Here is a 25,433-nt window from a genome sequence, read left to right on the forward strand (position 1 = left end):
AAAAGATAGAATTCAGACTTGAGTAGGTTAAAACTTATAATTTTCACTTTTTGAATGAATATAATTAATGACAATACATTTATAATGAAAACTAATTTGGTTATGGTGTTTCATTTGTATTTAATTTTTAAATTTGTGGTCTAGTTTGAAACGAAACAATTCAGACAATAATTTTAAAAGACAAAAAATTATGGCATTAGCAATTACAGATGCTACTTTTGATGAAGTAGTTTTGAAGTCAGATAAACCGGTAATGGTAGATTTTTGGGCAGCATGGTGCGGTCCTTGTAGAATGGTTGGTCCAATCATTGACCAATTAAGCGACGAATACGCAGGTAAAGTTGTAGTAGGTAAAGTAGATGTAGATGCTAACCAGGAATTTGCTGCAAAATACGGTGTTCGTAATATACCAACTGTTTTGGTTTTTCATAACGGTGAAGTAGTAGGGAAACAAGTAGGAGTTGCTCCTAAACAAACCTACGCAGATAGTTTAGACGCTTTGTTGTAATCGAAAGATTATAATTTATATAAAGAAGGTTCGGCGAAAGTCGGACCTTTTTTATGTTTAAAGGTTTTTAACAGATTGAAAAATCTTTTTATATCAATTTTACTTATATTTTAGTCCAATGCTTTTTGATATAATGCCGATGTAATATGAAAATAGTACAATGCAATTGGACTATATTGAATATACAATCGGTATTAATCCTTTCAATCTGTGGCAAAAGAATTTTAATTCATGCTCATTCGTGAGATTAGTGGCAAACTTTTTTTATTTTTAACGAATCTTATATTCCCTTAAAAATGAAAATTCCCTATAGCTTACTCTGCTTTTTTGTGTTTACTATAATTGGTTTTTCCCAATCGAAACAAAAAGAAAAATTAATTTTAGAGGACGGTGTTTCAGAACAGTTAGCACATTTTCGAAAAAAACAAATCTCAAATGTAACTTACGGACTTTCTTTTGAGATTCCGCCGCAAAAACAAAAGGAAATCAATTCGAGTTTGACTTTAAATCTGACAATTTCAGATTTGAGTGAACCTTTATGTTTGGATTTTAAAGAGAAAACTCAGAACATAAAATCGATTCAGGTTAATAATAAAAACACTGCTATTGTTCATGAGAAAGGACATATTATTATTGCTGCTAAAGACTTGATTTTAGGGAAAAACAGAATTGCTATTTCTTTTATAGCGGGAAATTTGTCCTTAAACCGAAATGATGATTTCTTGTATACCTTATTGGTTCCCGATCGTGCCAGTACTTTATTCCCTTGTTTGGATCAACCGGATATTAAAGCGACTTATCAATTAAGTTTAATGGTTCCTAAAGAATGGGTAGTTTTATCTAATGCCCCAATTACAGGAGTGCACGAAGCAGTAGTTAAAAACCTTAATTATATGTTTTGGGGGTTTGGAGAATCAGATAAAATGAGTACGTATCTGTTTTCATTTGTTGCAGGAAAATTCAAAACGGTAACGCAGAAATTGGGATTTAAGGAAATGACCATGTTGTATCGCGAAAACAATGAAGAAAAAATAAGAGTAAGTACCGATACTATTTTTAATTTGCACCGACAATCCTTAGATTTTTTAGAAAAATACACCAATTATCCGTTTCCGTTTCAAAAACTTGATTTTGCTTCGATTCCTGTTTTTCAGTATGGCGGAATGGAACATGTTGGAGCGATACAGTATAAAGAATCAACTTTGTTTCTGGATAATAGCGCCACAGACAGTGAAAAATTAGACCGTGCTAAATTGATTGCACACGAAACTTCGCACATGTGGTTTGGAGATTTGGTCACCATGAAATGGTTTGACGATGTCTGGATGAAAGAGGTTTTTGCCAATTTCATGGCCGACAAAATTATGAATCCGATTTTTCCTAAAGTCAACCATAATTTACAGTTTCTAACCGCACACTATCCTAATGCATATGGAGAAGATCGCTCGTTGGGCACGCATCCAATCAAACAAAATCTTGCCAATCTTAAAAATGCGGGTTCATTGTACGGAGCTATTATTTACAACAAAGCCCCTATTATGATGCGTCAGTTAGAAGCTTCGATGGGAAAAGAAGCCTTTCAGAAAGGAATCGAAAAGTATATTAAAAAGTACGCCAACGACAATGCTGACTGGAACAATCTGGTGGAAATTCTGGATGCCGAAACACCTTTGGATATGAAAAAATGGAGCGAAGTCTGGGTAAATCAATCAGGAAGAGCCATTTTTACGGATAAGATTACCTACGATGCTCAAAACAGAATTTCGAGCCTTGAAATTACACAGCAGGCAGAAGATCGTTCGGCTAATGTATGGCCTCAGATTTTTGATATTGGTTTGGTTTATCCCAACAACGTAAAAGTGATCAGTGCTACTATAAAAGACAAAAGTTTGTCACTGAAAGAGGCAATTGGGCTTGAAAAACCAATAGCTGTTATTTACAATTATAATGGTTTTGGATATGGTGTCTTTCCGCTTGACGGGAATAATTTAGATTCTGTTTTAAGTCTAAAGGATGAGGTAGCAAGAGCTTCAACTTATATTAATATTTATGAAAATACCTTAACGGGAAATGTTGCTCCGGCAAAAGCTTTCGATTGTTTTGTGAAAGGAATTCAGCAGGAGCAAAATGAATTGGTGCTGAAAATAATTACGAATCAAACCAGTGCTGTTTTTTGGAAATATCTCACTCAAAAACAGCAAAATATAGCACAAAAACAGCTTGAAGAAGTAGTTTTGGATCGTTTGAAGACCAATTTGCCTAGCAATATCAAGAAAACATTGTTTAATTTGTTCAGTTCGATTGCTTATTCAGATTCAGGAAAAGCAAAATTATATGCGATTTGGAGTAAAGAAATGGTAATTTCAGGTTTGAAATTAAACGAAGACGATTATACGAACATGGCCATGAATCTGGCAATTTTTAAGCATGAAAAAGCAGATGAGATTCTGAATAAGACCAAGACTTCGATTAGCAATCCCGACAAGCAAAAACGATTTGAATTTCTGCTTCCTTCATTATCTAAAGACGAAGGGGTACGTGATGCTTTTGTACAATCTTTAAAAGACGATGCCAACAGAGAAAAAGAAGCATGGGTTTCTGTTGGTTTAGCGAATATAAATCATCCATTACGTCAGGAAAGTGCTCAGAGGTATATTAGATTTTCGCTAGATTTGGTTGATGAAATTCAGAGAACGGGAGATATCTTCTTTCCAAAAGACTGGCTGAACAATACCATTGGGAAATATTCATCGAAATATGCTTTTGATGAGGTACAGCGATTTTTAAAAGAGAATCCTAATTTTAGTCCAATTCTGAAAAGAAAATTAATGCAGGCAACAGATGGTTTGTACCGCGCACAAAATATTAAAAAAGAAACCGAATGAAAATTGAATCGGAAATAGAAAAAGTCTCCAGTTTTCAACATCTCGAAATGTTGGCGAATCAGGTGGTAGAAGGGTTTATTTCGGGGATGCACAAAAGTCCGTTTCATGGATTTTCGGCCGAATTTGCTGAGCATAAAGTGTATAATGCCGGAGAAAGCACCAAACACATCGACTGGAAGCTGTTTGCCAAAACAGATCGTTTGTATACCAAACGTTTTGAGGAAGAAACCAATTTGAGGTGTCATATTATTGTCGATAATTCATCGTCTATGCATTATCCGGAACTAAAATCAAATCAGCCCTTTTACGAAAAGAAAATTGGGTTTTCTGTTCTGGCGTCTGCTGTATTGATGAATATCCTTAAAAAACAACGCGATGCTGTTGGTTTGAGCGTGTTCTCGGACAGTTATGAATATTATGCTCCCGAGAAAGGAAGTGATCGTCATCACAGAATGCTGCTCAATAAATTAGAACAGTTACTGGAACAGCCAAAAGGAAAAAAAAGTACCGATACGATTACGTATTTGCATCAGATTGCAGAGAAAATGCATCGTCGTTCGATGATTATTCTTTTTACAGATATGTTTCAGGCCGAAGAGGATGAGAAGCTTTTTAATGCCTTACAGCATCTGAAACACAACAAACATAAAGTGGTACTGTTTCATGTAGTCGACGATCAAACCGAATTGAAATTTGACTTTGATAACACGCCGCGCAAGTTTATTGACCTGGAATCAGGTGAAGAAGTATCGATTTTTGCTGATAACGTAAAAGCGGAATATGAAAAAAGGGTAGAAGGGTATTTTAAAAACCTGGCTTTAACCTGTGCAAAGAACCATATTAAGTACGTTCCGGTAAATGTAGGGGACAATTTTGAAAAAATATTGACGACATATTTAGTTGAAAAACAAAACTTTGGGTAAAACTTTGAAAATTTATTTAATTTTTTTTCAAAAAACACTTGCAGAAACGAAATTCTGTACTATCTTTGCAACCGCAATAACGCAGAGGTTTGGTAGTTCAGTTGGTTAGAATACATGCCTGTCACGCATGGGGTCGCGGGTTCGAGTCCCGTCCAGACCGCAATATTGGGAAGAGCCTTTCTTAACGGAAAGGCTTTTTTGCCCAAATACGGTATCTAAGATTAGTTGTGTTGTTTTGCTACGACTTTGTAACTCGTAGCTGGTTTAGTAGTTAGACCAATGAAAAGCTTTCCACTTTTGTGGATGGCTTTTTTGATTTAAGGCTATTCTGATTTTAACCGCAAGGCGCGCTAAGGTTTACGCAAAGTCCGCAAAGTTTTTTTTAAGCTTTGTGGGTTTTTTGTTTTTATTTGTTTGGTTTAACCGTCAAGAGCGCTAAGATTTACGCGAAGTCCGCAAAGTTTTTTATGAGCTTTGTGGATTTTTTGTTTTTGCTTGTTTGGTTTAACCGAAAAGAGCGCTAAGATTTACGCGAAGTCCGCAAAGTTTTTTTTAAGCTTTGTGGATTTTTTGTTTTTACTTGTTTGGTTTAACCGCAAAAGGCGCAAAGTTTTTAAACTTTGCGCCCTTTGTTTTTTTATGAAGAAATTAAATATTGTTATTATACATTAGGAGTTTTCGGTACACATGTTGGGTAGCCGTAACTTGGGCAATGAGATGGTCCGCTAAAGCAACCTGCACTTGTGTCTGGTGCTGGGCATGTGGGGTCTCCACCATTGATGGATTTTAATTCACTAGCAGTTAATGCTACGGCGCCATTTAGGTTTAATCTTTTTAACATAGTTTGTGGTTTTTTGTTTAATTAATTCCCAATCATTTTAAGACACTTGAGATTTGTGTCTGTAATATTGTGTAAAAGCTTATTCTTACAAATATTGAAAATTTATTTTGATATAAAAATTTTATTTTATGTTATTTTGATTATAATGTAAAGAAATTACTAAATTATTGGTGAAATAGAAGAATTGGATGGATTAAATGCTGAGATTGCGTTTCGGATTTGAAACCTATCGAGTTTTAAATTTAATCGCAAGATTTCGTAAGATTAGCGTTCCTTGTGTTTTAACTTTGCGCTTTTTTCGGTTTGAAAAAGAAGGAAAGTTCTTCTTTTTGGTTTTATGGGCAAATTTTAAGATATTGGAATTTAATCAATTAAAAATTTCTTGAAATTTATTTGCAAAAAAAGCTTGTAGAATCAAAGATCTGTTGTATTTTTGCACTCGCAATAACGCACGGTTTGGTAGTTCAGTTGGTTAGAATACATGCCTGTCACGCATGGGGTCGCGGGTTCGAGTCCCGTCCAGACCGCTTAAATTTAAAAATGCCTTTCTTAACGGAAAGGCATTTTTTTTTAAATAAGATTTTCATTTATGTTTTACGTTTATATTATTTATTCTAAAACTTTTGATGTTTACTACAAGGGCTTCAGTGAAAATATTCCTCAAAGACTATTGTATCATAATGAAAATAAAAGCAGATATACTTCAAATAAAGGTCCATGGGAGTTGGTTTACTCGAAGGTGTTTAATACTAAAAGAGAGGCTTTGATTGAAGAGTTGCGGTTGAAAAAGTTAAATAGAAAATCGCTTGAAGCTTTAATTCAAGATCAGCAATAAGAAAGGTAAGGCCAGTTAGAATATATGTCTGTCATCTCGTCTAGGGACGAGACGGGTTCGAGTCCCGTCCAGACCGCAATATTGGAAGAAGCCTTTCTTAACGGAAAGGCTTTTTTGTTTTTTGTATTTAACCGCAAAGTGCGCTAAGATTTACGCAAGGTTCGCAAAGTTTTTTTGGATCAGGTTCAAAAGTTGGGGATTAAGCAAAAAGATTAGATAATCTGAACAAGAAAAAATCTATATTGCTCACTCCTCTAAATTGACTTCTAAAAGCTTTTATTTTAGCATTGAAAGATTCTGCCGAAGCATTTGTGCTTCTATTATCAAAATAGTTTAAGATTGACTGATAATTAATAGTTATGGTATTGAGTAGAATATTAAAGTTTTTAAAACCTGATTCTTCTACATTTCTATACCAATGTGCCAGTTTGGTCATGGCAATATGTTTGTCATTGTAGTTATTGTAAATTCCTCGAAGCTGTTGGTTTAAATTGTAAGCTGTTTTAATGTCAGGATATAGTTCAAATACCATTTGTGCTCTTTCTTCTTGGCTCCGAGTCCATTTTTCGCGAGACTTATAAAGTAGATACCTACTTCTGGCTAATAACTGTTTAACAGAATCTCCGTTAGGTAAAAGCTGGGGAATGTATGTTTTGTTTTCTAATTTGGCTTGTAGTATCGATTGATTCTCAAAGTCCATAGCTTCCCAGCGATGTTTGATTCTAATCTCTTGTACTGCTTCGAGTGCTAATTTTTGAACATGGAACCGATCTGTAACCTGTATGGCTTTAGGAAAACATTTCTTAGAGATTAGCTTCATGGAATTAGCCATATCGAGCGTTATCTCTTTGACAAAAGATCTTTTCTTGTAATCAATCTTTCTGATGTGTTCTATAACCTGATCTGCTTTAGTTCCGGCAACAATAGCTACCAGGCAACCTTTTTTGCCTTTGAATTTCTTGTTGGTCAGGATAGTATAAAGTTCCCCCTGAGACAAAGCCACCTCGTCAATGGATAAATGAGTGCCCATGTTTTCAGGGTAAATCATCCATTGGTGCGCATGTTCGCGTGGAGCCCATGTATTAAACGAGCTTAAATGTTTTTTGTATTGTCTTTGGAGTCTCTTTCCGTTAACTCCGAAAAAGCCTCCAATAGTATGACAATCTGTAGCACTCTTATCTATTAATTTCTTTTAAAAAAGTCGCAAACTCCTGAGTCATGCGAGTTCCTTTAGCAACTAAAGTCCAATCTCTTTTGATGATTTCTCCATTGGTTTTATTAGTCCAACGGCGTCTTTTGATGTGTAAATACACAAATTTACCTCTTAATGGAAAATCCTGAATAGTAATCTCATCAAGAAACCCCTTAGAAATCAATTCAAAAGAATTAAACTCTTGTGGAGGTTTTATTTTTTCTTCAAAATACAGATGCAATACTTCTTCTGTGTTAGTGGTAGAAACTACTTCAAAGTATTCTATTAAAAAATCAGGAAGCATAAATTTTAAAAGCTCTATAGGTGTCATATCTAATTCTTAGATTACAAATTTCTAATTTTATTTTGACATTCCTCCCCAGGTTTTGTTCTTGATCCTTTACTTTATCAAAATAAACACTAAGCATCCTATATTTAATACACAAACCGATGTAAAATACATAAGTGTATCATCATCTCATTTTTTATACTTTTTAATTAAAAAAAATCTTACTTTCGCAAACACTTATTAACCTTAACTTTAAAACTTTTTTTTTATGAATCTACAGTTACTCAACACTAAGAGAATTATTAATCTTACGAAAAAGACTTTTTTACCTGCTATCGCTTTAATTATAGTTTTTACAAGCTGTGACAATGATAACCAAATCGAAGACACGAATAAACAAGTTAATTCAGAAAACCAAATTAAAATTTTAGCTGAAACTTATGGCTTCACTTTAGAAAACTCAAATACTAAGAAACCAAACTATAAGAAACCAAACTATAATACATCAAATTCACAAGAATTAGAAGTTATACTAAAATCACTTAAAACTAATTTTGAGAGTTCTAAAATAATAAGCTCAAATGACATTTCTAAGGAAGACAATTTAGGGTCGCAGAAATGGAGAAAAATACTATATGATAATTTAAAAAACAATCAGACAAGTAAAAACACCTCGACTAACGACGATCCTCCATACAAATATTCTTCTACACTATACTTTGACAATAGTTTTCCCGCAGCAAATATTGCTGTAAGAATCGATTACAATTTAGACGCTAATGGAAATGTTACCGAATCTTCCGTAACAACCTACAAATATGGCTATGATATGGCAGGGGATTACTCTCAGACAGCAGTAAACATAACCTCCTATGGTAATATGATAGTTTTTGAAGCGATTGGTCAATTTTCAACTTCAGTCGGCTTAGGTTCTTTTAGCCTTAATAGTACAAATTCTGTATCATATACAGGATATATTAAAACAAATAGAGGAGGAAGCCCTACATTGCAAATTTGGCAAGAACCATACATGGGACCACGTGGGAATGACGATCAAAACACACCTAGAAACCAATAATTTTCTTTTATGAATAAGAATCAGAACCGAATAAGATTATTCCTGAGAATAACTGGCACATTCTCAATAATAATCTTTTTTGTTTCAAAAGCACTTGAAATAGACAACAAATTCACTGACTACCTATTGATTTTAAGCGTACTATGCTTTTCAATAATTATACTATGCGCCTTAATAAAGTATTTAAAAAATAATTACTTTGTTAAATAAATCAGATCACAATACCCCCTATATCTTTCTAAATTTACGTCTCAAATTAATCTCAATGACGGAGAATCTAGAGGTAGTAAAGAATTCTTAAATACTCTCAAAAATGCAAAAATCTCTACATTATGAGATTTTTGCATTTTTTTAGTTTATCTCTTCACAAAAATAAAGACCCTTAAAGCATAATTTTCTTTTCACTCCACATCCAAATAAGGATCCAAAATCTCCGCTAATTTATTCAGCCAATAAAAATTATCATCGATATAAGGTAATTCAGATTCCATGGTTTCGCACCCTCGCATGGAAGATAGCGACAGCGCATAATTTACCTGTCGTAACATTCTCGCCATATCTTTAGGTTCGATAAAATCCTTAAAAAAATCTCTTAATCTAGTTTCAACATCATTCGAAACACCTTCTGTAGCCATAATCTTATTTTTTTCAAATATAATAATTTTGACACAAATTTGTGTCAAAACAAAAAATAAATCTTATGACTTTTGAAATATGGATATTTCAGAAGAAACTTTTATAATAAATCTTGGCATTCACATAAAGCAACTACGTGAAAAAAAAGGTATCTCACAGGAAGATTTAGCTAACGATTGTGATATTCCAAGAAATCAAATAGGCCGAATAGAAAGAGCAGAAATAAATACAGGTATAAGAACTCTTGTAAAAATCGCCAATGCTTTAGATATTGAACCTAAAGAATTGTTTGATTTTCCTTTAAAATAAAGATCATTCGGCTAAAGCCTTTTCCTTCAAATCATAAAAAAACCTCCAGCTAAAGCAGGAGGCTATTTGTATCATTTATTATTTTTCACGTACAGCTTGTCCTTTCGAGGAACGAGACTCGAGCGATAGCGAACAGGCGAAGCAAATCGCACCAGAGACTCCATTACAATTGTCGTCAATCTTTGTCGAATTACGAGTGTGATTCCTCCTCCGTCGGAATGACAAGATTGCGTAGAAACTTTACTCAAAAAACCCACAACTCACAACTCACAACTCATAACTCACAACTCACAACTCACAACTCATAACTCACAACTCATAACTCATAACTCATAACTCAAAACCCTTAGCCTATCCAGATTTTACTTTTCACCAAAGTCATCGTTTGTCTTAAATGCTGATTGCAGGCAATGAGGAAGATCAAAACCAAAAGGCTATAGCCCATAATGGTATAAATCTCCATATCGGCCAGCAAAGTGGCTTGTTTGGTAACTGTTCCGAAGATCTTTTTCATGGCTAAAACATTGGCATTGTCTGCCGAATATCCTTTGGCGATAAAACTCTGTGTTGTTGCAGCAATCGTTTGCTGTGCTTCGGGGTTATCGCCTGTTACAAACTGACTGAGTTTTAAAAAGTGTTTTTTGTTTAAAAATACGGTCGCATTCTGCATCACGCAAAAACCAATGGTACTTCCCCAAAAACGTCCCGAGACCCCCACAATTCCAGAAGAAGCCGCCATTTTTGAAGGAACCGAAGAAGTCGTAAACAATATTAACGGAACAAATAAAAATCCCACTCCAATGCCTTGCAAAACATACGGAATGATAATATCCGACAACGCCACATCGGGCACAAAAAGAAACGTAAACCAAAAATGAAACAACGCAATAAGCGAAAAGCCAATGATAAAAATGATTTTGGTCGAAACGGACCTCATCAGAAAAAAAGCCGCCAGAACAAGTCCGATTACATTTCCTAGTCCGTTAATGTATTGCACACCCGCCACACGCGACGGATCCCAATTCCAAATTGAATACATCGCCGAATGACACAGACTCAGCGTTGCCCTACTGATATAAAAAAGAAAAAACAGCAAAAATCCAATGCGCAGATTGGCATATTTAAAAACTTCAAAATTAAAAGTAGGTCTTTTTACCAAAAGCTCCTTAAAGATAAACAGCCCTCCCGAAATCAGTGCAACGATAAGCGTTAGCACCATTTGAGAAGAATCGAACCAATATTTTTTCTCGGCATAGACAAAAAAGTAAGCACCGCAAAGAATTGCAGTTAAAACCAAAAAATAACTCATCCAGTCGATTTGATACAACGGAATTTTCTTTGTGATTCGGTGCCCACGAAAAGTAACTAAGATTAAAAAAACGTTCAAAACCTGCAATCCGCCCGAAACATACAACATGTATTTCCAGTCGTAATGGTCCAGAAACCAAACCGCAATATTCATTATAAAAGGTGTCGACAACAACAACGCTCCATAATAAAACGAGAAACCTATGATGATGGCACTTTTAGAATTGAACTGCTCGATCAACAATTGTCGAATCGTAATCACCGGAAGCGCCATCAGGATTCCTTCGGCAATTCTCATAATTAAAAAGAGCGAAAAATTGGTAATATAGGCCGAAGAAACAATCGTAATTCCAATCAAGGAATACACCGCCATTAGGTAATTTTTGGCAGGAAAAAAACTAGAAAATCGGGCTTCGATTAAAATGGTCGCAAGCAGCGTCCCGTAAGTAACACACATAGCAAACTGCAGGTCTTCGGGTTCAATATCGAGAAAACTTGCCGCATAGGTCACATTTGACGTATAAACCCCCAATAAAATCATGGAATGCAGAAGGCAGACAAACAAAATAATAATGATTGCCCACTTTGGAACCCAGGATTTAAAAATACTTTTATCTTCCATTTTAGTGTGCTGCAATCACAGTAATATTCATTCCCGCTCTTAAAAAATCGGTTTGTTTGTCGCTGTCTTTTAACTGAATTCGAACCGGAATTCTTTGTTCGATTTTCACGAAGTTTCCAGTTGCATTATCCGGAGGAAGCAATGAAAATCTTGCCCCGCTCGCAGGCGATAATGATGCAATTGTTCCTATAAATGTTTTATCGCTTACCGCATCGGCTTTGATTTCGACATGCTGCCCAACGGTTAGATACTGCAATTGTGTTTCTTTAAAATTCGCCGTAATCCATTTTTCCTTACTTACAATCGAAAGCAGGGACTGACCTTCTTTTACCAATTGTCCGGGCTGTAAAGTTCTTTTCCCGATCCAGCCATCGTAAGGCGCAGTAATTATGGTATACGAAAGAAATAAAGCCGCATTATCTGCCGTGGCTTGTCTCGAAGCGATATTAGTTTGCGTAGTTGGTACATTTGCTTCCGCCACCGAAGTACTTAAAGCCGAAGTATGGATTCTGTTTTTCATCTCCTGAAAATGCGCTTGTGCCGACTCATAATCCGCCTTCACTTTTTCTAATTGCTGAGAAGTTGCCGCTTCTTCACTTACCAAAGCTTTGTATCTTTCATACTCCAATTTGGTTTTCCAAAGATTCGATTTTGCAGCATCTAATTGCGCTTCATTAATAGCTGTCGCACTTGCTGTGTTTACCGCATTTTTCTCGGCAACCAGGCTATTTTGCTTTGCGTTCTGAACATCGGCAAGAGCCACATTCAATTTCGATTGATATTCTCTGTTATCAATAACAACCAAAGTATCTCCCTTGTGCACAAACTGATTTTCATTAAAACGAACTTCCTGCACATAACCCGTAATTCTCGACATAATTGGCGTTACATATTGCTCGACCTGAGCATCATTAGTCTCCTCATGATTCCTGTTGAAAACATAAAACCAAATTCCCAAAATAACACCGCTAATTACAAGCACACACGCAATAATTGTTATTATAATATGAAACGTTCTGTTTCTTCTAGTTTCATTTTTAATCTTAACCATAAAATCTATTTCTTTTAACTTAATTCTCCACCGGATTAAAATCCGGCGCTACCATATAAATCGTTTCTTCGGAACTAAAACCCCAAACTCTATACTCTATACTCTTCACATCTAACACCTAACTCTGCGGAAGCATTCCCGCCGTACGCAAGAGTTCGTAATGCTTTAAAATCGCATCCAATCGTGTGGCAACTTTATTGTATTTTGCCTGAAGCAAAGCATTGTCAGCATCAACCATTTCGGTTATTAAAACCAGTTGATTCATATATTTCAATTTTACAATACGGTAATTTTCATCGGCCAAATCCAAAGCTTTATCTACTACAACAAACTTTTCAAGAATCTCCTGATACTGCGTATGCTCTCTAAACAGTTTGTCCTGAATTTCGTCTTTCAGAATCTCAGATTGCATTTCCTGCCATTTGATTTTGGTGTTTGCCTGATCCATTTTGGTCTTGTTCTTATACAGAGACGAAAGATCGAAAGCAGCCTCAACCCCTACTTGCCCCAGCGTGTACAAATATGGATTGGGTGGAAAGAATTTGTAGTTCGGATAATAAAAACCATAGTTCCCAAAAAAATGAACCGTTGGCAGATAATTCCCTTTAACCAGTTTCAGCTCTGTTTTGCTAATATTCAGCTCCTGACTGGCAATTCGCATCTCCTCATTACTCAAAGCCTTATTCAGATAAAAATCATACGGATCTAAACCGTTCATTTCATCCAAACTGGCCGCCGTATCGATCGCTATTTCTTCGTTTTCCGGAAGTTGAATTAGAGTTTTCAGATCGTGAAGCGCAATTTTTATGTTTTTGGAATTTGTAAGCGCATTTAATTCACGATCCGAAAGCTGTAATTCGGCTCTGATAACTTCATTTTTAGTCACTGCCCCATGTTTTCGAAGTGACTGTACTTCTCTCAATCGGCTTTTCTTTTCTTTGATGTTTTCTTCAAAAATCTTTTGCAGCTCCATCATCTTATAAATTGCCAGATAGTTTGCCACCACCTCGAGTTCGACATCATTTTCGATCTTTTCTGTTTTTATTTTAGCAATTTCACTCTCCTGATTGGCAATTTTGATGGCGTTATTTATTTTATTTCCGGCGTAGATTGGCATTTTAAAACTCGAATTCACCTCATAGAGTTCCGGAATCGCCTTTGTAACTTCTTTTCCGTTTAAAAACCCGTTTCCTTTGAATTCGGTAATATTAGTGATTCTGGAATACATACCGCTTAGTTGTACATCAGGCAATCGGAGTTCTTTTCTTTCTTTGATATTTTGCTCTGAGAGCGTAACCTCAAGTTGGGATCTGAGGATTTTTTTGTTGTTTTCTTTGGCCAGCTTCAAAGCTTCTTTCAGTGAAACCGAATGAACTTCCTGCGCTTTTATGCCATTAAATGCCCATACAAGTAAAAATAAGAGCAGGATTTTAGGAAAACAATCGTTCGTAGAATTTGTTGTTTTAAGGAACATGAATACATAAATAATTTAAGTTGCAAAGTTCCTTCATTTTTCTCATTGACTGATAATTCTAAAAAGTCAAAAACATATTCATTTCGGACAAATGTTAAAATCGGATTTTTCGAAAACGTTATACTAAGACACTGGAAAACAATTTATTACAAAATAGCTTTGGATTGTGATTTTTCACGCATCTTTTAAAGAATTTAAGCCGATTTTTATTTTTCCCTCTCGCAGATTCCGCAGATTGAGCAGATTATTAAAGAGTTAAAAATTTACTTTTGCTCCAAAATCTCTTCACCATTTAAGTAATCGGAAGGTCTTTGTCCTAAAATCTTGAAAAATGTGTTACTGAACGTTGGAACACTATTATATCCAACTTCTTCAGCTACCTCTTTCACCGAAAGCTTTCTTTCTAATAACAACTCGATTGCCTTTAAAATTCTTCGAATAGTATAATATTGAATGAAGGACATCCCCAGATCTTTCTGAAACAAGCGATACAAAGAGCGTTCGCTATATCCGAATTCATGCGCTACATCAGCAAATAAAATCGTTTCTCCCAGATTATTCTCGATATGACGTAAAATCTTTCCAAGTCGTTTGTCTTTTGGCTGCGGTAATCCCAAAGGCAAATTGGTAGTACATATTTGAGGCAGAATCGCTTTTATAGCTTTGGCGATGGTAAAGTTTGGAGTTCCTTTCTCAAGATCGCCATTCCATCGATTCGTAAAAAGCATCATTTGAAGCAGTAAATTATTGACCGGATAAATTCCCTCGGTCTTATAAAACTCATTTTCGTCTTTTTCAACCGGAAAATACAGGTTTCGCATCGTAACATTTTCCGACTTTGGTTCAATACTATGTTCCACCCCGCTCGGAATCCAGATAAAATGACGTGCCGGTAAAAAATAGGTTTTGGTTTCGGTGGTTACAAAGACAACATCCCCTTCGGCATACAACAACTGTGCTTTGTCGTGTTTATGTGTAGGCACAAACAACTCCCCCATCAAATCGTGGTGACAGTAAATACTTTTTTTATCGGCATCTACTTTTTTGATGTAATACTTATCTAATTTCTGACCGGAATATTCCATTGGAGTTTATACAATGTTTTTGCAACTTTAAATATAAGAAATTTAAATTCCAATTGTTTTAAATACCAAATTCCAAAGTTAAACCATGAAACTTTAACCGCAAAGTCCGCAAGGTTTTTTTAAATACAAAACTCTCCATAAACGCAAAGTCCGCAAAGCTTAATAGTTAAATTTATCCACATATTACTTAGGATTTAAACCAAGGAGAATCTTTATAAACTGTGGCTAAAAAAAACGGATCAAGAACAAAACCTGGGGAGGAATGTCAAAATAAAATTAGAAATTTGTAATCTAAGAATTAGATATGACACCTATAGAGCTTTTAAAATTTATGCTTCCTGATTTTTTAATAGAATACTTTGAAGTAGTTTCTACCACTAACACAGAAGAAGTATTGCATCTGTATTTTGAAGAAAAAATAAAACCTCCACAAGAGTTTAATTCTTTTGAATTGATTTCTAAGGGGTTTCTTGATGAGATTACTATTCAGGATTTTCCATTAAGAGGTAAATTTGTGTATTTACACATCAAAAGACGCCGTTGGACTAATAAAACCAATGGAGAAATCATCAAAAGAGATTGGACTTTAGTTGCTAAAGGAACTCGCATGACTCAGGAGTTTGCGACTTTTTTAAAAGAAATTAATAGATAAGAGTGCTACAGATTGTCATACTATTGGAGGCTTTTTCGGAGTTAACGGAAAGAGACTCCAAAGACAATACAAAAAACATTTAAGCTCGTTTAATACATGGGCTCCACGCGAACATGCGCACCAATGGATGATTTACCCTGAAAACATGGGCACTCATTTATCCATTGACGAGGTGGCTTTGTCTCAGGGGGAACTTTATACTATCCTGACCAACAAGAAATTCAAAGGCAAAAAAGGTTGCCTGGTAGCTATTGTTGCCGGAACTAAAGCAGATCAGGTTATAGAACACATCAGAAAGATTGATTACAAGAAAAGATCTTTTGTCAAAGAGATAACGCTCGATATGGCTAATTCCATGAAGCTAATCTCTAAGAAATGTTTTCCTAAAGCCATACAGGTTACAGATCGGTTCCATGTTCAAAAATTAGCACTCGAAGCAGTACAAGAGATTAGAATCAAACATCGCTGGGAAGCTATGGACTTTGAGAATCAATCGATACTACAAGCCAAATTAGAAAACAAAACATACATTCCCCAGCTTTTACCTAACGGAGATTCTGTTAAACAGTTATTAGCCAGAAGTAGGTATCTACTTTATAAGTCTCGCGAAAAATGGACTCGGAGCCAAGAAGAAAGAGCACAAATGGTATTTGAACTATATCCTGACATTAAAACAGCTTACAATTTAAACCAACAGCTTCGAGGAATTTACAATAACTACAATGACAAACATATTGCCATGACCAAACTGGCACATTGGTATAGAAATGTAGAAGAATCAGGTTTTAAAAACTTTAATATTCTACTCAATACCATAACTATTAATTATCAGTCAATCTTAAACTATTTTGATAATAGAAGCACAAATGCTTCGGCAGAATCTTTCAATGCTAAAATAAAAGCTTTTAGAAGTCAATTTAGAGGAGTGAGCAATATAGATTTTTTCTTGTTCAGATTATCTAATCTTTTTGCTTAATCCCCAACTTTTGAACCTGATCCAAAGTAAAGTCGTAAAGTTTTCAGATAGAAATTACTTTTTTATCGATAGGTATTTTGCACCTGATCGCTTTTAGAGGGGGATATTTTTAAAAACAAAAAAGCTTCTGATTTCTCAGAAGCTTTTTTTCGGTGCGGATAATAGGACTCGAACCTACACGCCTTGCGGCACCAGATCCTAAGTCTGGCATGTCTACCAATTTCACCATATCCGCGGCTATTGTGGGTGCAAAGATAGACATACTTTCGAATATTCAAAGAAAAAAAATGAAAAATTTCGAAAAAAATATTAATTCTCTTTTTTGTACTTTTGGATTTCTATAAAAATAATTTAAATGGAAAATATTAAGTCCTACGTTCAACAACATAAAGATCGGTTTATCAATGAATTGATCGAATTATTAAAGATTCCGTCGGTAAGTGCCGACACTGCATACTCCCAAGATGTTATTGATACTGCCGAAGCAGTAAAAGAAAGTTTATCGAAAGCAGGCTGCGATTTTGTCGAAACTTGCGACACTCCGGGGTACCCAATTATTTATGGAGAGAAAATAATCGATCCAAATTTACCAACGGTTCTGGTTTACGGACATTATGATGTTCAACCGCCAGATCCATTAGAATTATGGACTTCACCACCTTTTGAGCCTGTGATCAAAACGACAGAGATTCATCCTGAGGGAGCGATCTTCGCTCGTGGTGCCTGTGACGACAAAGGTCAGATGTACATGCACGTAAAAGCGTTGGAATACATGGTTCAGAACAATGTATTGCCTTGTAATGTAAAATTCATGATCGAAGGGGAAGAAGAAGTAGGTTCAGCAAGTTTAGCGTGGTTTGTAGAACGCAATCAGGAAAAACTGAAAAACGACGTGATCTTAATTTCTGATACAGGAATGATTTCGAATCAACAACCATCAATAACGACAGGTTTAAGAGGTTTGAGTTATGTTGAGGTTGAAGTTACAGGACCAAATCGTGATTTACATTCCGGTTTATATGGTGGAGCTGTAGCGAACCCAATTAATATTCTAGCCAAAATGATTGCTGCGCTTCACGACGAAGACAATCATATTACGATTCCTGGGTTCTACGATAAAGTACAGGAATTATCTCTTGAAGAAAGAGCCGAAATGGCAAAAGCGCCTTTCAGCTTAGAAAAATATAAAAAAGCCTTAAATCTAAACGATGTTTACGGTGAAAAAGGATATGTAACGAACGAGCGCAACTCTATTCGTCCAACTTTAGACGTAAACGGAATCTGGGGTGGATATACAGGCGAGGGTGCTAAAACGGTTATCGCGAGTAAGGCTTTTGCTAAAATCTCGATGCGTTTGGTTCCGGGTCAGGACTGGGAAGAAATCACAGAACTTTTCACTAAGCATTTTACAAACATTGCTCCGGCGGGAGTTACGGTAAAAGTAACGCCACACCACGGAGGTCAGGGTTATGTAACGCCAATTGACAGTATTGGATATCAGGCGGCCAACAAAGCCTATACAGAAACTTTTGGAGTGCCTGCAATCCCGGTTCGTTCAGGAGGTAGTATTCCGATTGTAGCTTTGTTTGAAAAAGAACTAAAAAGTAAAACCATTTTAATGGGCTTCGGATTAGACAGTGATGCCATTCACTCGCCAAACGAGCATTTTGGAATCTTCAATTACTTAAAAGGAATTGAGACTATTCCGTTGTTTTACAAATATTTTGTAGAGCTTTCGAAGTAATTTAACCGCAAAGAACGCAACGATTTACGCTAAGTTCGCTGTTTTTTTGGTTCGCTAAGACGTAAAAGTTAAATCTTAAGATGTAAAATCCGTTCAGAAATGAACGGATTTTTTTATGGGTGTTTCTGCCGTGGCGGATGGGCTTTCGGCTAAAGCCAATATATGCCTGTATTTCTCCAATCTCCAGCTAAAGCTGAAGGCAATTCAAATTTTGTCTCTCTGCACCTCTGCACCTTTGAACCTTTGTCACTTTGAGCCTCAAAAAATAAACCCTCAGAACCTTAGCGTCTTAGAATCTCAGCACCTTTTTCAAAAAAATCTTGCATATTAAAAAAATAACTCTACATTTGTAGAGCAACATCTATAATTGTAGAATAAAAATAATCAAATGAGACAACTGGTATTCTTGTTATTTTGTGGAGTAATGCTTTTAGGATGCAAAAGTAAACCGATCAATCAGATTGTGGATAAGAAAAGGGAAGGTACCTGGATTGACAATTACAAGCAGGACAGTACAGTTTATAAATCGTTTGAGTATTACAAACACGATCAACCAGTAAAAAAGTGGAAATCATATATCAACGGAAAAATATATAAAACAGAGAAATATAAAAACGGAAGCTGCCTAGTAAAGTATTATTACGAAAACGGAAAAGTACAATCCAAAGGAAAAACAAAAATCGAAGTCAATTCAATAGAAACGCACTGGTTTTATTTCGGTGATTGGAAGTTTTATTCGGATAAAGGGAAATTAATTGAAGTTAAAAAATACGATAACGGTGAGTTGATTTCGGAACGGATGGTGGAGTAGACAGAAGAACAAAGAGCAAAGAGCAAAGAACAAAGAGAATAGAACAAAGAACAAAGAGAATAGAATAAAGATTATAGAATTAGTGTAGCATGCAGGGGAATCATTGAAATCATTTCAATCCGTGGCAAAAAAAACTCAGCAACTTAGTAACTCAGAACCTTAGCACCTTAAACAAATGCAATTATCAAACTCAGAAGAACAATTAATGGAGCATCTCTGGAAGCTCGAAAAGGCTTTTATGAAAGATTTGCTCGAAGCGTATCCGGAGCCAAAACCGGCAACAACAACAGTTGCGACGCTTTTGAAACGAATGATTGACAAAAAATTCGTAGCCTATAATGAATTCGGAAATTCAAGAGAATACTATCCGTTAGTGAAAAAAACAGCTTATTTCTCTAAGCATGTCAACGGGTTAATTAGTAATTTTTTTAATAATTCGGCTTCTCAATTTGCTTCGTTTTTTACAACGGAAACCGATTTGTCAACATCGGAATTAGAAGAACTCAGAAAAATAATTGATTCACAGATTAAAAAAAAGAAAAAATGATAAGCTATCTTTTAAAATCGGGAATACTGCTTTTGATTTTTTATGCAGTATATAAAATGGTATTGGAAAACGAAAAAATGTTTCGTTTTAATCGTGCGTATTTGCTGGTGAGTTTGGTTTTTAGCTTTGTAATTCCGTTGCAAATTATCTCGATTGGATCTTTTGTTACAGATAGAATTGGGTTGGTTCAATTGAATGAACTGGTACTCGAGAGAAGTACTGGACGGCTTAATACAATCTCGGCCAATGACTTTCTGTTGGTTTTGATTGTAGTGCTTTATGGTGCTGTGTTTTGTATGTTGATGGCTCGCTTTGTATGGAATCTTATTTCATTTTTTAAGAAAACACAGAGCAATGAGATACAGTTTGTAAATGGACAAAAGATCGTACTGGTTCAGGAAGGGGGCTTGCCGTACTCTTTCTGGAAATCAATTTTTGTTAATAAAACAGAATTTGAAAATGGTAAGATTCCATCAGAATTAATAGTACACGAAAACGCACATTTAAAGCAAAGGCATACCTTGGATGTTCTTTTTATTGAGCTGCTGCAGATTGTTTTTTGGTTCAATCCGTTGCTTATTCTCTATAAAAAAGCAATTAAACTGAATCATGAATTTCTGGCCGATGAAGCTGTAAATGTTCGATTTAGAGAGGTTAAAAGCTATCAATATTTATTGCTTGATTTTGCTTCCAATAAAAATACGGTTGCTCTGGCGAGCAATATCAATTATTTAATAACTAAAAAACGTTTACTTATGATGACCAAAAAAGAATCTCCGATTAAAATTGTGTTTAAAGTATTTACTGTAGGTGCAATTTATGCCTTGTTATTGTTTGTTTTTAGTACTAAAACAATGGCTCAAAAACCGCCAATCAAAGGTGATATCAAAGAGAAAGACCTTTATGTTCTGGAAGATGTCGAGAAATTGCCTGAATATCCGGGGGGCATGACAGCATTTTATAAGTTTATAGGGAAGAATTTCAAAATGCCGGCGGCCGTTGGGAAAAGTAAAATTGAAGGAAAAACATATATGGAATTCACTATTGAAAAAGATGGTAGTCTTTCGGATATTAAAACAATTAAAGACTCCGGTTATGGGATAGGGAATGAGATTATCCGTGTCCTGAAGCTTTCGCCAAAATGGACTGCTGCAACGCAAAAAGGAAAAGCGGTTAGGGTGATGTACAGTTTGCCAATTACAGTTCAGGCTGAGAAATAGGTATTTTTAAAGGGACAGAGGTTCAAAGGTGCAGAGGGGTAAAGGAGTTAAAGATTTTCTTTTGAATAGAATAGCCTCCAGCTTTAGCTGGAGGTTTGAATGATGAGGTGAGTGGCTTTAGCCAAATAAGTTCAGGATTTGAATTTTGTTTTTCTGTACCTCGCACCTTTTCAAAAAAAATCCGCTTCCAGAACCTGAAAGCGGATAAAATAAAAAACTAAAAAAAAAATTCTAAAAAACAAACAATCCAGATCTTAGAACAAATCCGGATTATATCCAAAATAGGGCATATTTTGCTCGTTAAAAATAACCCCGTATTCTTCTAACTCGCTTAAAATAGGCAGGTATACTTCTTTTTTTATCGGAAGCTGTACGCCGGGAGTTGTGATTTTTCCATTTAAAATTAATAAGGTGGCCATCGCAACCGGTAATCCTACAGTTTTTGCCATGGCGGTATAAGTTTGGTCGTCTCCAATACAAACCATTTTCGAGTCAATTTGTTTTTTCTCTCCATTGAGCTCATAACCAAATTTATGGTACATAACAATCATGTCTTTATCATCTGGTTCTAAAGACCAGCTGTCGGATAATATTTTTTCTAATATCTGTGCAGGAGTGGCATTAGGCAGGTTTACTTTTTTGTTTGAATTAAAAAGATCAAGCTCTAAAAGTTTGTCCCACATAATGTCGTCCTGATCAATTTTTAAGATCAGACGGGTTTTGATTTCTGCCGAATCGGTTGGGTGATACGGTAAAAAAGAATTTACGAATTGACGGTAACTCATGTTCTCAGAATTTTCCATGATGTAGCTGTCGTCTGTCATGCCCAATTGTACAAACATATTCCATGCTTTCGAGAAGCCAACTCTTCTAATGGTTCCGCGATACAAAGTCAGGACATTGTCTAAACCGTAAACCGATTTATATTTAAGAGAATCGCGATTGGAATAGGCTTCAAATTTTCCGTAGCCTTCGACTTCCAGAAATTCGGTACGACGAAATAAGGCGCTGTACGGAATGTATTTATAAGTGCCTTCCTGAATGAATTTTGCAGCACCACCCTGTCCGGCCAGAACTACATTTCGGGGAGCCCAGGTAAATTTATAATTCCATAAATTATTGTCGGATTCAGGAGCTACTAAGCCACCGCAAAACGATTCAAAAAGCAGCATTTTTCCACCTTTGGCTCTGATTTCGTCAATAACTTTCATGGCACTCATGTGATCAATTCCGGGATCAAGCCCGATTTCGTTCATGAAAACCAGATTGTTTTTCTTTGCCTCTTCGTCAAGTGCCTGCATGGCATCACTGATATAAGAAGCGGTAACCAGGTGTTTTTTGAATTCAAGACAATCTTTTGCGATTTCGATATGTAAATGAGCAGGCAGCATCGAGATTACTATAGAAGCTTTTTCGATGGCTGCTTTTCGTTCTTCAGTATCAAAAATATTTAAAGCAATTGGAGTGGCATTAGGATGTTTCTGTGTTTTCTTTTCGGCTAAGGCCAAAGAAAGATCTGCTACAACGAGGTGTAGGTTTTCGCTTTCCGATTTTGCCAATAAATAACGAATTAAGGACGATGCAGATCTGCCGGCTCCAATGATTAAAATGCTTCTCATATTTTATATTTATAACACAAATATATTAAAATGTTAAATATATAACAATTTTAATTTCATAAAAATATTGGATGCTTTTTTTTAATGCTAAAAAAATGGAAATTCTTTTTAATGATAAATATTTTTCAAAACTAAAATGCTTTTTAAGGACTATTGAAGTATTTTTGTATGAGAATCGAAAGTTATAGAAAATATGAAAAGAAGAATTGTTTTGGCAGCTGCTTTTATGGGAATGTTAGCGATCATTTTAGGCGCTTTTGGGGCGCATTTACTGAAGAAATACTTGTCTATAGAAGAATTAAATACTTTTGAAGTTGGTGTTCGTTATCAAATGTATCATGCTTTATTCTTACTTTTTCTTTCGACCCGAAAAGATATCGCCGAGAAAACGGTGAAAACAATCTACAATTTGGTTGTGGCCGGTGTGCTGCTTTTTAGCGGATCTATCTATTTGTTAGCCACAAAAAGTCTCACGGTTTTTGATTTTAAAATTATCGTATTCGCAACTCCATTGGGTGGTTTTTTATTAATTATTGCCTGGGCGTTATTATTTGTTACGATTTTGAGGAGAAAATCATAAAATACCGAATAAAAAATTCTATCTAAAAATTAATCTTTAATTTTGTCTCATAAATAACATATAATCTTGTTTATGTGAGTTTCCATTGTTTTTTGCTTTAATGCATAAATAATATAACAAATTCATTTATAGGGTTATAGAAAAATGAATTAGAGGCATTTATTTTTTGTTTTATTCATTTTAGGAGTTTAAATTTTAACTAATTAGCATAAATAAAAGTGAAATTTAAATTTTTTTAAAGGTTTAATAATAAATTATATAATTTTGCATTCTCTTAAACATCACACACAACTAAAAATTTATGGACAGTCACACAGTTTTCACGCAATCGATTTCGCTGAAAGAATTAGGAATTGAAAATGCAAAGGTTCGATATCAACTATCTGCAGATGAATTACATGCGATCACTTTGCAATCAGGTCAAGGTGTTGAGAACTCCACGGGAGCATTGGCAATTAATACGGGCGAATTTACAGGACGTTCTCCTCAGGATCGTTATATTGTAAAAGATAGTATTACCGGAGATCAGGTTTGGTGGGGAAATGTTAACATTTCTTTTGAACCGGATGCTTTTGAAAGATTATACAATAAGGTAACACAGTATTTATCAAATAAAGAAGTTTTTGTTCGCGATTCTTATGTTTGTTCTGATGCTAATTACAGATTAAATGTTCGTGTTGTTACGGAAACAGCATGGTCTAATTTGTTTTGTTACAATATGTTTTTAAGACCGGAAGAGTCAGAATTGACTAATTTTACTCCGGAATGGACGGTAGTTTGTGCTCCGGGTTTTATGGCAGATCCTGCTGTAGACGGAACGCGTCAGTCTAATTTTGCTATTTTAGATTTTACTAAAAAGATCGCACTTATTGGAGGAACAGGGTATACAGGAGAAATGAAAAAAGGGATTTTCTCTGCATTAAACTTCATTTTGCCGGTTTTCAAAAATACTTTACCAATGCACTGTAGTGCGAATGTTGGTGAAAAAGGAGATACTGCAATTTTCTTCGGATTATCAGGAACAGGAAAAACTACTTTATCAGCAGATCCGCAACGTAAGTTAATCGGAGACGATGAACACGGCTGGACTGCAGAAAATACAGTTTTCAACTTTGAAGGTGGATGTTATGCAAAAGTAATTAACCTTACAGAAGAAAACGAGCCGGATATTTTCAGAGCGATCAAAAAAGGAGCGCTTTTAGAAAATGTGGTTTTCAAAGCGGGAACAAACGAGGTAGATTATGATGATGTTTCTATCACTCAAAATACACGTGTAAGTTACCCAATTACTCATATCGACAATATTCAGCCAGGTTCTATTGGACATAATCCTAAGAATATATTTTTCTTAACGGCAGATTCTTTCGGAATTTTGCCTCCAATCTCAAAACTGACTCCTGGACAGGCTGCTTACTATTTTATCTCAGGATATACAGCTAAAGTTGCCGGAACTGAAGCAGGGGTTACAGAGCCTCAGCCTAATTTCTCAGCTTGTTTTGGAGCACCATTCATGCCGTTACACCCAACACGTTACGCAGAAATGCTAACTAAAAAAATGGAAGAAGCTAACGTAACTGTTTGGTTGATCAATACAGGTTGGACAGGTGGTCCTTACGGAACGGGAAGCCGCATGAAGTTGAAATACACTCGTGCCATGATTACCGCTGCCTTAAACGGAGAATTGGATAACGTAAACTATAAAAATCATAAAGTATTTGGAATTGCACAGCCTGAAACTTGTCCAAATGTTCCAAATGAAATTTTAGATCCTAGAAACACTTGGGAAGATCCTGAATTGTACGACAAAAAAGCAGTTGAATTGGCTCAGAAATTCAAAGCTAATTTCGCGAAATTTGAAGAATTTGCCAATGCCGAAATTTTGGCAGGCGCACCGATCATAGAATAAGGAAGATTACTAATTCAAACTAAAAAAAGCTGTTCGTTATGAACAGCTTTTTTGTTTGGTTTTCAGTCTCAGTCTCAGTCTCAGTCTCAGTCTCAGTCTTCAGTCTCAGTCTTCAGTCTTCAGTCTTCAGTCTTCAGTCTTCAGTCTTCAGTCTTCAGTCTTCAGTCTTCAGTCTTCAGTCTTCAGTCTTCAGTCTCAGTCTTCAGTCTTCAGTCTCAGTCTCAGTCTCAGTCTTCAGTCTTCAGTCTTCAGTCTCAGTCTCAGTCTTCAGTCTCAGTCTTCAGTCTCAGTCTCAGTCTCAGTCTTCAGTCTTCAGTCGCAGTCTCAGTCTCAGTCTTCAGT

Annotated in this window: 22 protein-coding genes and 3 tRNA genes; 16 read left to right on the plus strand and 9 right to left on the minus strand. The window is 35.6% G+C overall.

Translation table 11 applies throughout. From position 1 onward, the window contains the following. Positions 1 to 187 precede the first annotated feature (187 nt). The 6 genes from trxA (at position 188) to LNQ34_RS09950 (ending at position 5,992) form a co-directional block, all read left to right on the plus strand. A complete protein-coding gene (gene trxA, locus LNQ34_RS09925) occupies positions 188 to 508 on the plus strand; it encodes a thioredoxin (RefSeq protein ID WP_487312998.1) in 321 nt (106 codons plus the stop codon). Between the two features lie 296 nt (positions 509 to 804). Then, positions 805 to 3,393 carry a M1 family aminopeptidase gene (locus LNQ34_RS09930; protein WP_229999497.1) on the plus strand — a complete coding sequence of 863 codons (2,589 nt, stop codon included), beginning with the start codon at positions 805 to 807 and terminating at the stop codon, positions 3,391 to 3,393. Further along, a complete protein-coding gene (locus tag LNQ34_RS09935; protein ID WP_017494711.1) occupies positions 3,390 to 4,316 on the plus strand; it encodes a DUF58 domain-containing protein in 927 nt (308 codons plus the stop codon). Before LNQ34_RS09930 ends, LNQ34_RS09935 begins: the two co-directional genes overlap by 4 nt. Before the next feature lie 86 nt (positions 4,317 to 4,402). Further along, a tRNA-Asp gene (locus tag LNQ34_RS09940) sits at positions 4,403 to 4,476 on the plus strand. A gap of 1,134 nt (positions 4,477 to 5,610) precedes the next feature. Next, a tRNA-Asp gene (locus tag LNQ34_RS09945) sits at positions 5,611 to 5,684 on the plus strand. Positions 5,685 to 5,746: 62 nt separating this feature from the next. Next, complete coding sequence (locus LNQ34_RS09950) at positions 5,747 to 5,992, plus strand: GIY-YIG nuclease family protein (RefSeq protein ID WP_202703954.1); 246 nt, start codon at positions 5,747 to 5,749, stop codon at positions 5,990 to 5,992. Between the two features lie 199 nt (positions 5,993 to 6,191). On the opposite strand, the gene LNQ34_RS09955 is transcribed toward LNQ34_RS09950, so the two are convergent. Then, a complete protein-coding gene (locus LNQ34_RS09955; RefSeq protein ID WP_428979062.1) occupies positions 6,192 to 7,175 on the minus strand; it encodes an ISAon1 family transposase in 984 nt (327 codons plus the stop codon). Continuing rightward, entirely contained in the window at positions 7,168 to 7,515 is a 348-nt protein-coding gene (locus LNQ34_RS09960) for an ISAon1 family transposase N-terminal region protein (RefSeq protein WP_229998832.1), read from the minus strand. The genes LNQ34_RS09955 and LNQ34_RS09960 overlap by 8 nt, the downstream gene beginning before the upstream one ends. A gap of 226 nt (positions 7,516 to 7,741) precedes the next feature. Here LNQ34_RS09960 and LNQ34_RS09965 point away from each other — a divergent pair, with 226 nt between their 5' ends. Then, a complete protein-coding gene (locus LNQ34_RS09965) occupies positions 7,742 to 8,551 on the plus strand; it encodes a hypothetical protein (RefSeq protein ID WP_202703949.1) in 810 nt (269 codons plus the stop codon). A gap of 401 nt (positions 8,552 to 8,952) precedes the next feature. Here the strand turns inward: LNQ34_RS09965 and LNQ34_RS09970 are convergent, their stop codons facing one another. Further along, positions 8,953 to 9,186 (minus strand): hypothetical protein, encoded by a 234-nt coding sequence (locus tag LNQ34_RS09970; RefSeq protein WP_202703950.1) that lies wholly within the window; start codon positions 9,184 to 9,186, stop codon positions 8,953 to 8,955. Positions 9,187 to 9,265: 79 nt separating this feature from the next. Here LNQ34_RS09970 and LNQ34_RS09975 point away from each other — a divergent pair, with 79 nt between their 5' ends. Next, positions 9,266 to 9,496, plus strand: a complete 231-nt coding sequence (locus LNQ34_RS09975) for a helix-turn-helix domain-containing protein (protein WP_202703951.1) — start codon at positions 9,266 to 9,268, stop codon at positions 9,494 to 9,496. Between the two features lie 346 nt (positions 9,497 to 9,842). On the opposite strand, the gene LNQ34_RS09980 is transcribed toward LNQ34_RS09975, so the two are convergent. From LNQ34_RS09980 to LNQ34_RS09995, 4 genes are all read right to left on the minus strand, one after another. Continuing rightward, positions 9,843 to 11,426, minus strand: a complete 1,584-nt coding sequence (locus LNQ34_RS09980) for an MFS transporter (protein WP_070906029.1) — start codon at positions 11,424 to 11,426, stop codon at positions 9,843 to 9,845. Position 11,427: 1 nt separating this feature from the next. Further along, a complete protein-coding gene (locus LNQ34_RS09985) occupies positions 11,428 to 12,477 on the minus strand; it encodes an HlyD family secretion protein (RefSeq protein ID WP_229999503.1) in 1,050 nt (349 codons plus the stop codon). 118 nt (positions 12,478 to 12,595) lie between these two features. Then, complete coding sequence (locus LNQ34_RS09990; RefSeq protein WP_229999505.1) at positions 12,596 to 13,951, minus strand: TolC family protein; 1,356 nt, start codon at positions 13,949 to 13,951, stop codon at positions 12,596 to 12,598. Between the two features lie 263 nt (positions 13,952 to 14,214). Further along, complete coding sequence (locus LNQ34_RS09995) at positions 14,215 to 15,036, minus strand: helix-turn-helix transcriptional regulator (RefSeq protein WP_229999507.1); 822 nt, start codon at positions 15,034 to 15,036, stop codon at positions 14,215 to 14,217. Positions 15,037 to 15,340: 304 nt separating this feature from the next. Here LNQ34_RS09995 and LNQ34_RS10000 point away from each other — a divergent pair, with 304 nt between their 5' ends. Next, the gene (locus tag LNQ34_RS10000; protein ID WP_229998832.1) at positions 15,341 to 15,688 is read left to right on the plus strand and encodes an ISAon1 family transposase N-terminal region protein; all 348 of its coding nucleotides are present in this window, start codon (positions 15,341 to 15,343) and stop codon (positions 15,686 to 15,688) included. Between the two features lie 22 nt (positions 15,689 to 15,710). Next, positions 15,711 to 16,664 carry an ISAon1 family transposase gene (locus LNQ34_RS10005; RefSeq protein WP_428979061.1) on the plus strand — a complete coding sequence of 318 codons (954 nt, stop codon included), beginning with the start codon at positions 15,711 to 15,713 and terminating at the stop codon, positions 16,662 to 16,664. Between the two features lie 153 nt (positions 16,665 to 16,817). Here the strand turns inward: LNQ34_RS10005 and LNQ34_RS10010 are convergent. Further along, positions 16,818 to 16,899: transfer RNA gene (locus LNQ34_RS10010), tRNA-Leu, on the minus strand. A 120-nt stretch (positions 16,900 to 17,019) separates the two neighbouring features. Between LNQ34_RS10010 and LNQ34_RS10015 the strand changes: the two genes are divergently transcribed. From LNQ34_RS10015 to LNQ34_RS10030, 4 genes are all read left to right on the plus strand, one after another. Then, entirely contained in the window at positions 17,020 to 18,408 is a 1,389-nt protein-coding gene (locus LNQ34_RS10015; protein ID WP_017494733.1) for a dipeptidase, read from the plus strand. Between the two features lie 388 nt (positions 18,409 to 18,796). Further along, entirely contained in the window at positions 18,797 to 19,219 is a 423-nt protein-coding gene (locus LNQ34_RS10020) for a toxin-antitoxin system YwqK family antitoxin (RefSeq protein ID WP_229999508.1), read from the plus strand. Between the two features lie 175 nt (positions 19,220 to 19,394). Next, on the plus strand, positions 19,395 to 19,766 hold the full coding sequence (locus LNQ34_RS10025; protein WP_229999509.1) for a BlaI/MecI/CopY family transcriptional regulator: 372 nt from the start codon (positions 19,395 to 19,397) through the stop codon (positions 19,764 to 19,766). Then, positions 19,763 to 20,986 (plus strand): M56 family metallopeptidase, encoded by a 1,224-nt coding sequence (locus LNQ34_RS10030; protein ID WP_229999510.1) that lies wholly within the window; start codon positions 19,763 to 19,765, stop codon positions 20,984 to 20,986. Before LNQ34_RS10025 ends, LNQ34_RS10030 begins: the two co-directional genes overlap by 4 nt. Positions 20,987 to 21,240: 254 nt before the next feature. Here LNQ34_RS10030 and LNQ34_RS10035 read toward each other — a convergent pair whose 3' ends face one another. After that, positions 21,241 to 22,605, minus strand: a complete 1,365-nt coding sequence (locus LNQ34_RS10035) for a saccharopine dehydrogenase family protein (protein WP_229999511.1) — start codon at positions 22,603 to 22,605, stop codon at positions 21,241 to 21,243. A gap of 193 nt (positions 22,606 to 22,798) precedes the next feature. Between LNQ34_RS10035 and LNQ34_RS10040 the strand changes: the two genes are divergently transcribed. Both LNQ34_RS10040 and pckA read left to right on the plus strand, forming a co-directional pair. Continuing rightward, complete coding sequence (locus LNQ34_RS10040; protein WP_202704106.1) at positions 22,799 to 23,185, plus strand: DUF423 domain-containing protein; 387 nt, start codon at positions 22,799 to 22,801, stop codon at positions 23,183 to 23,185. 301 nt (positions 23,186 to 23,486) lie between these two features. Continuing rightward, entirely contained in the window at positions 23,487 to 25,091 is a 1,605-nt protein-coding gene (gene pckA, locus LNQ34_RS10045; RefSeq protein ID WP_229999513.1) for a phosphoenolpyruvate carboxykinase (ATP), read from the plus strand. Positions 25,092 to 25,433: the final 342 nt, after the last annotated feature.

Origin of the sequence: Flavobacterium lipolyticum (assembly GCF_020905335.1) — a bacterium.
GTDB lineage: Bacteria > Bacteroidota > Bacteroidia > Flavobacteriales > Flavobacteriaceae > Flavobacterium > Flavobacterium lipolyticum.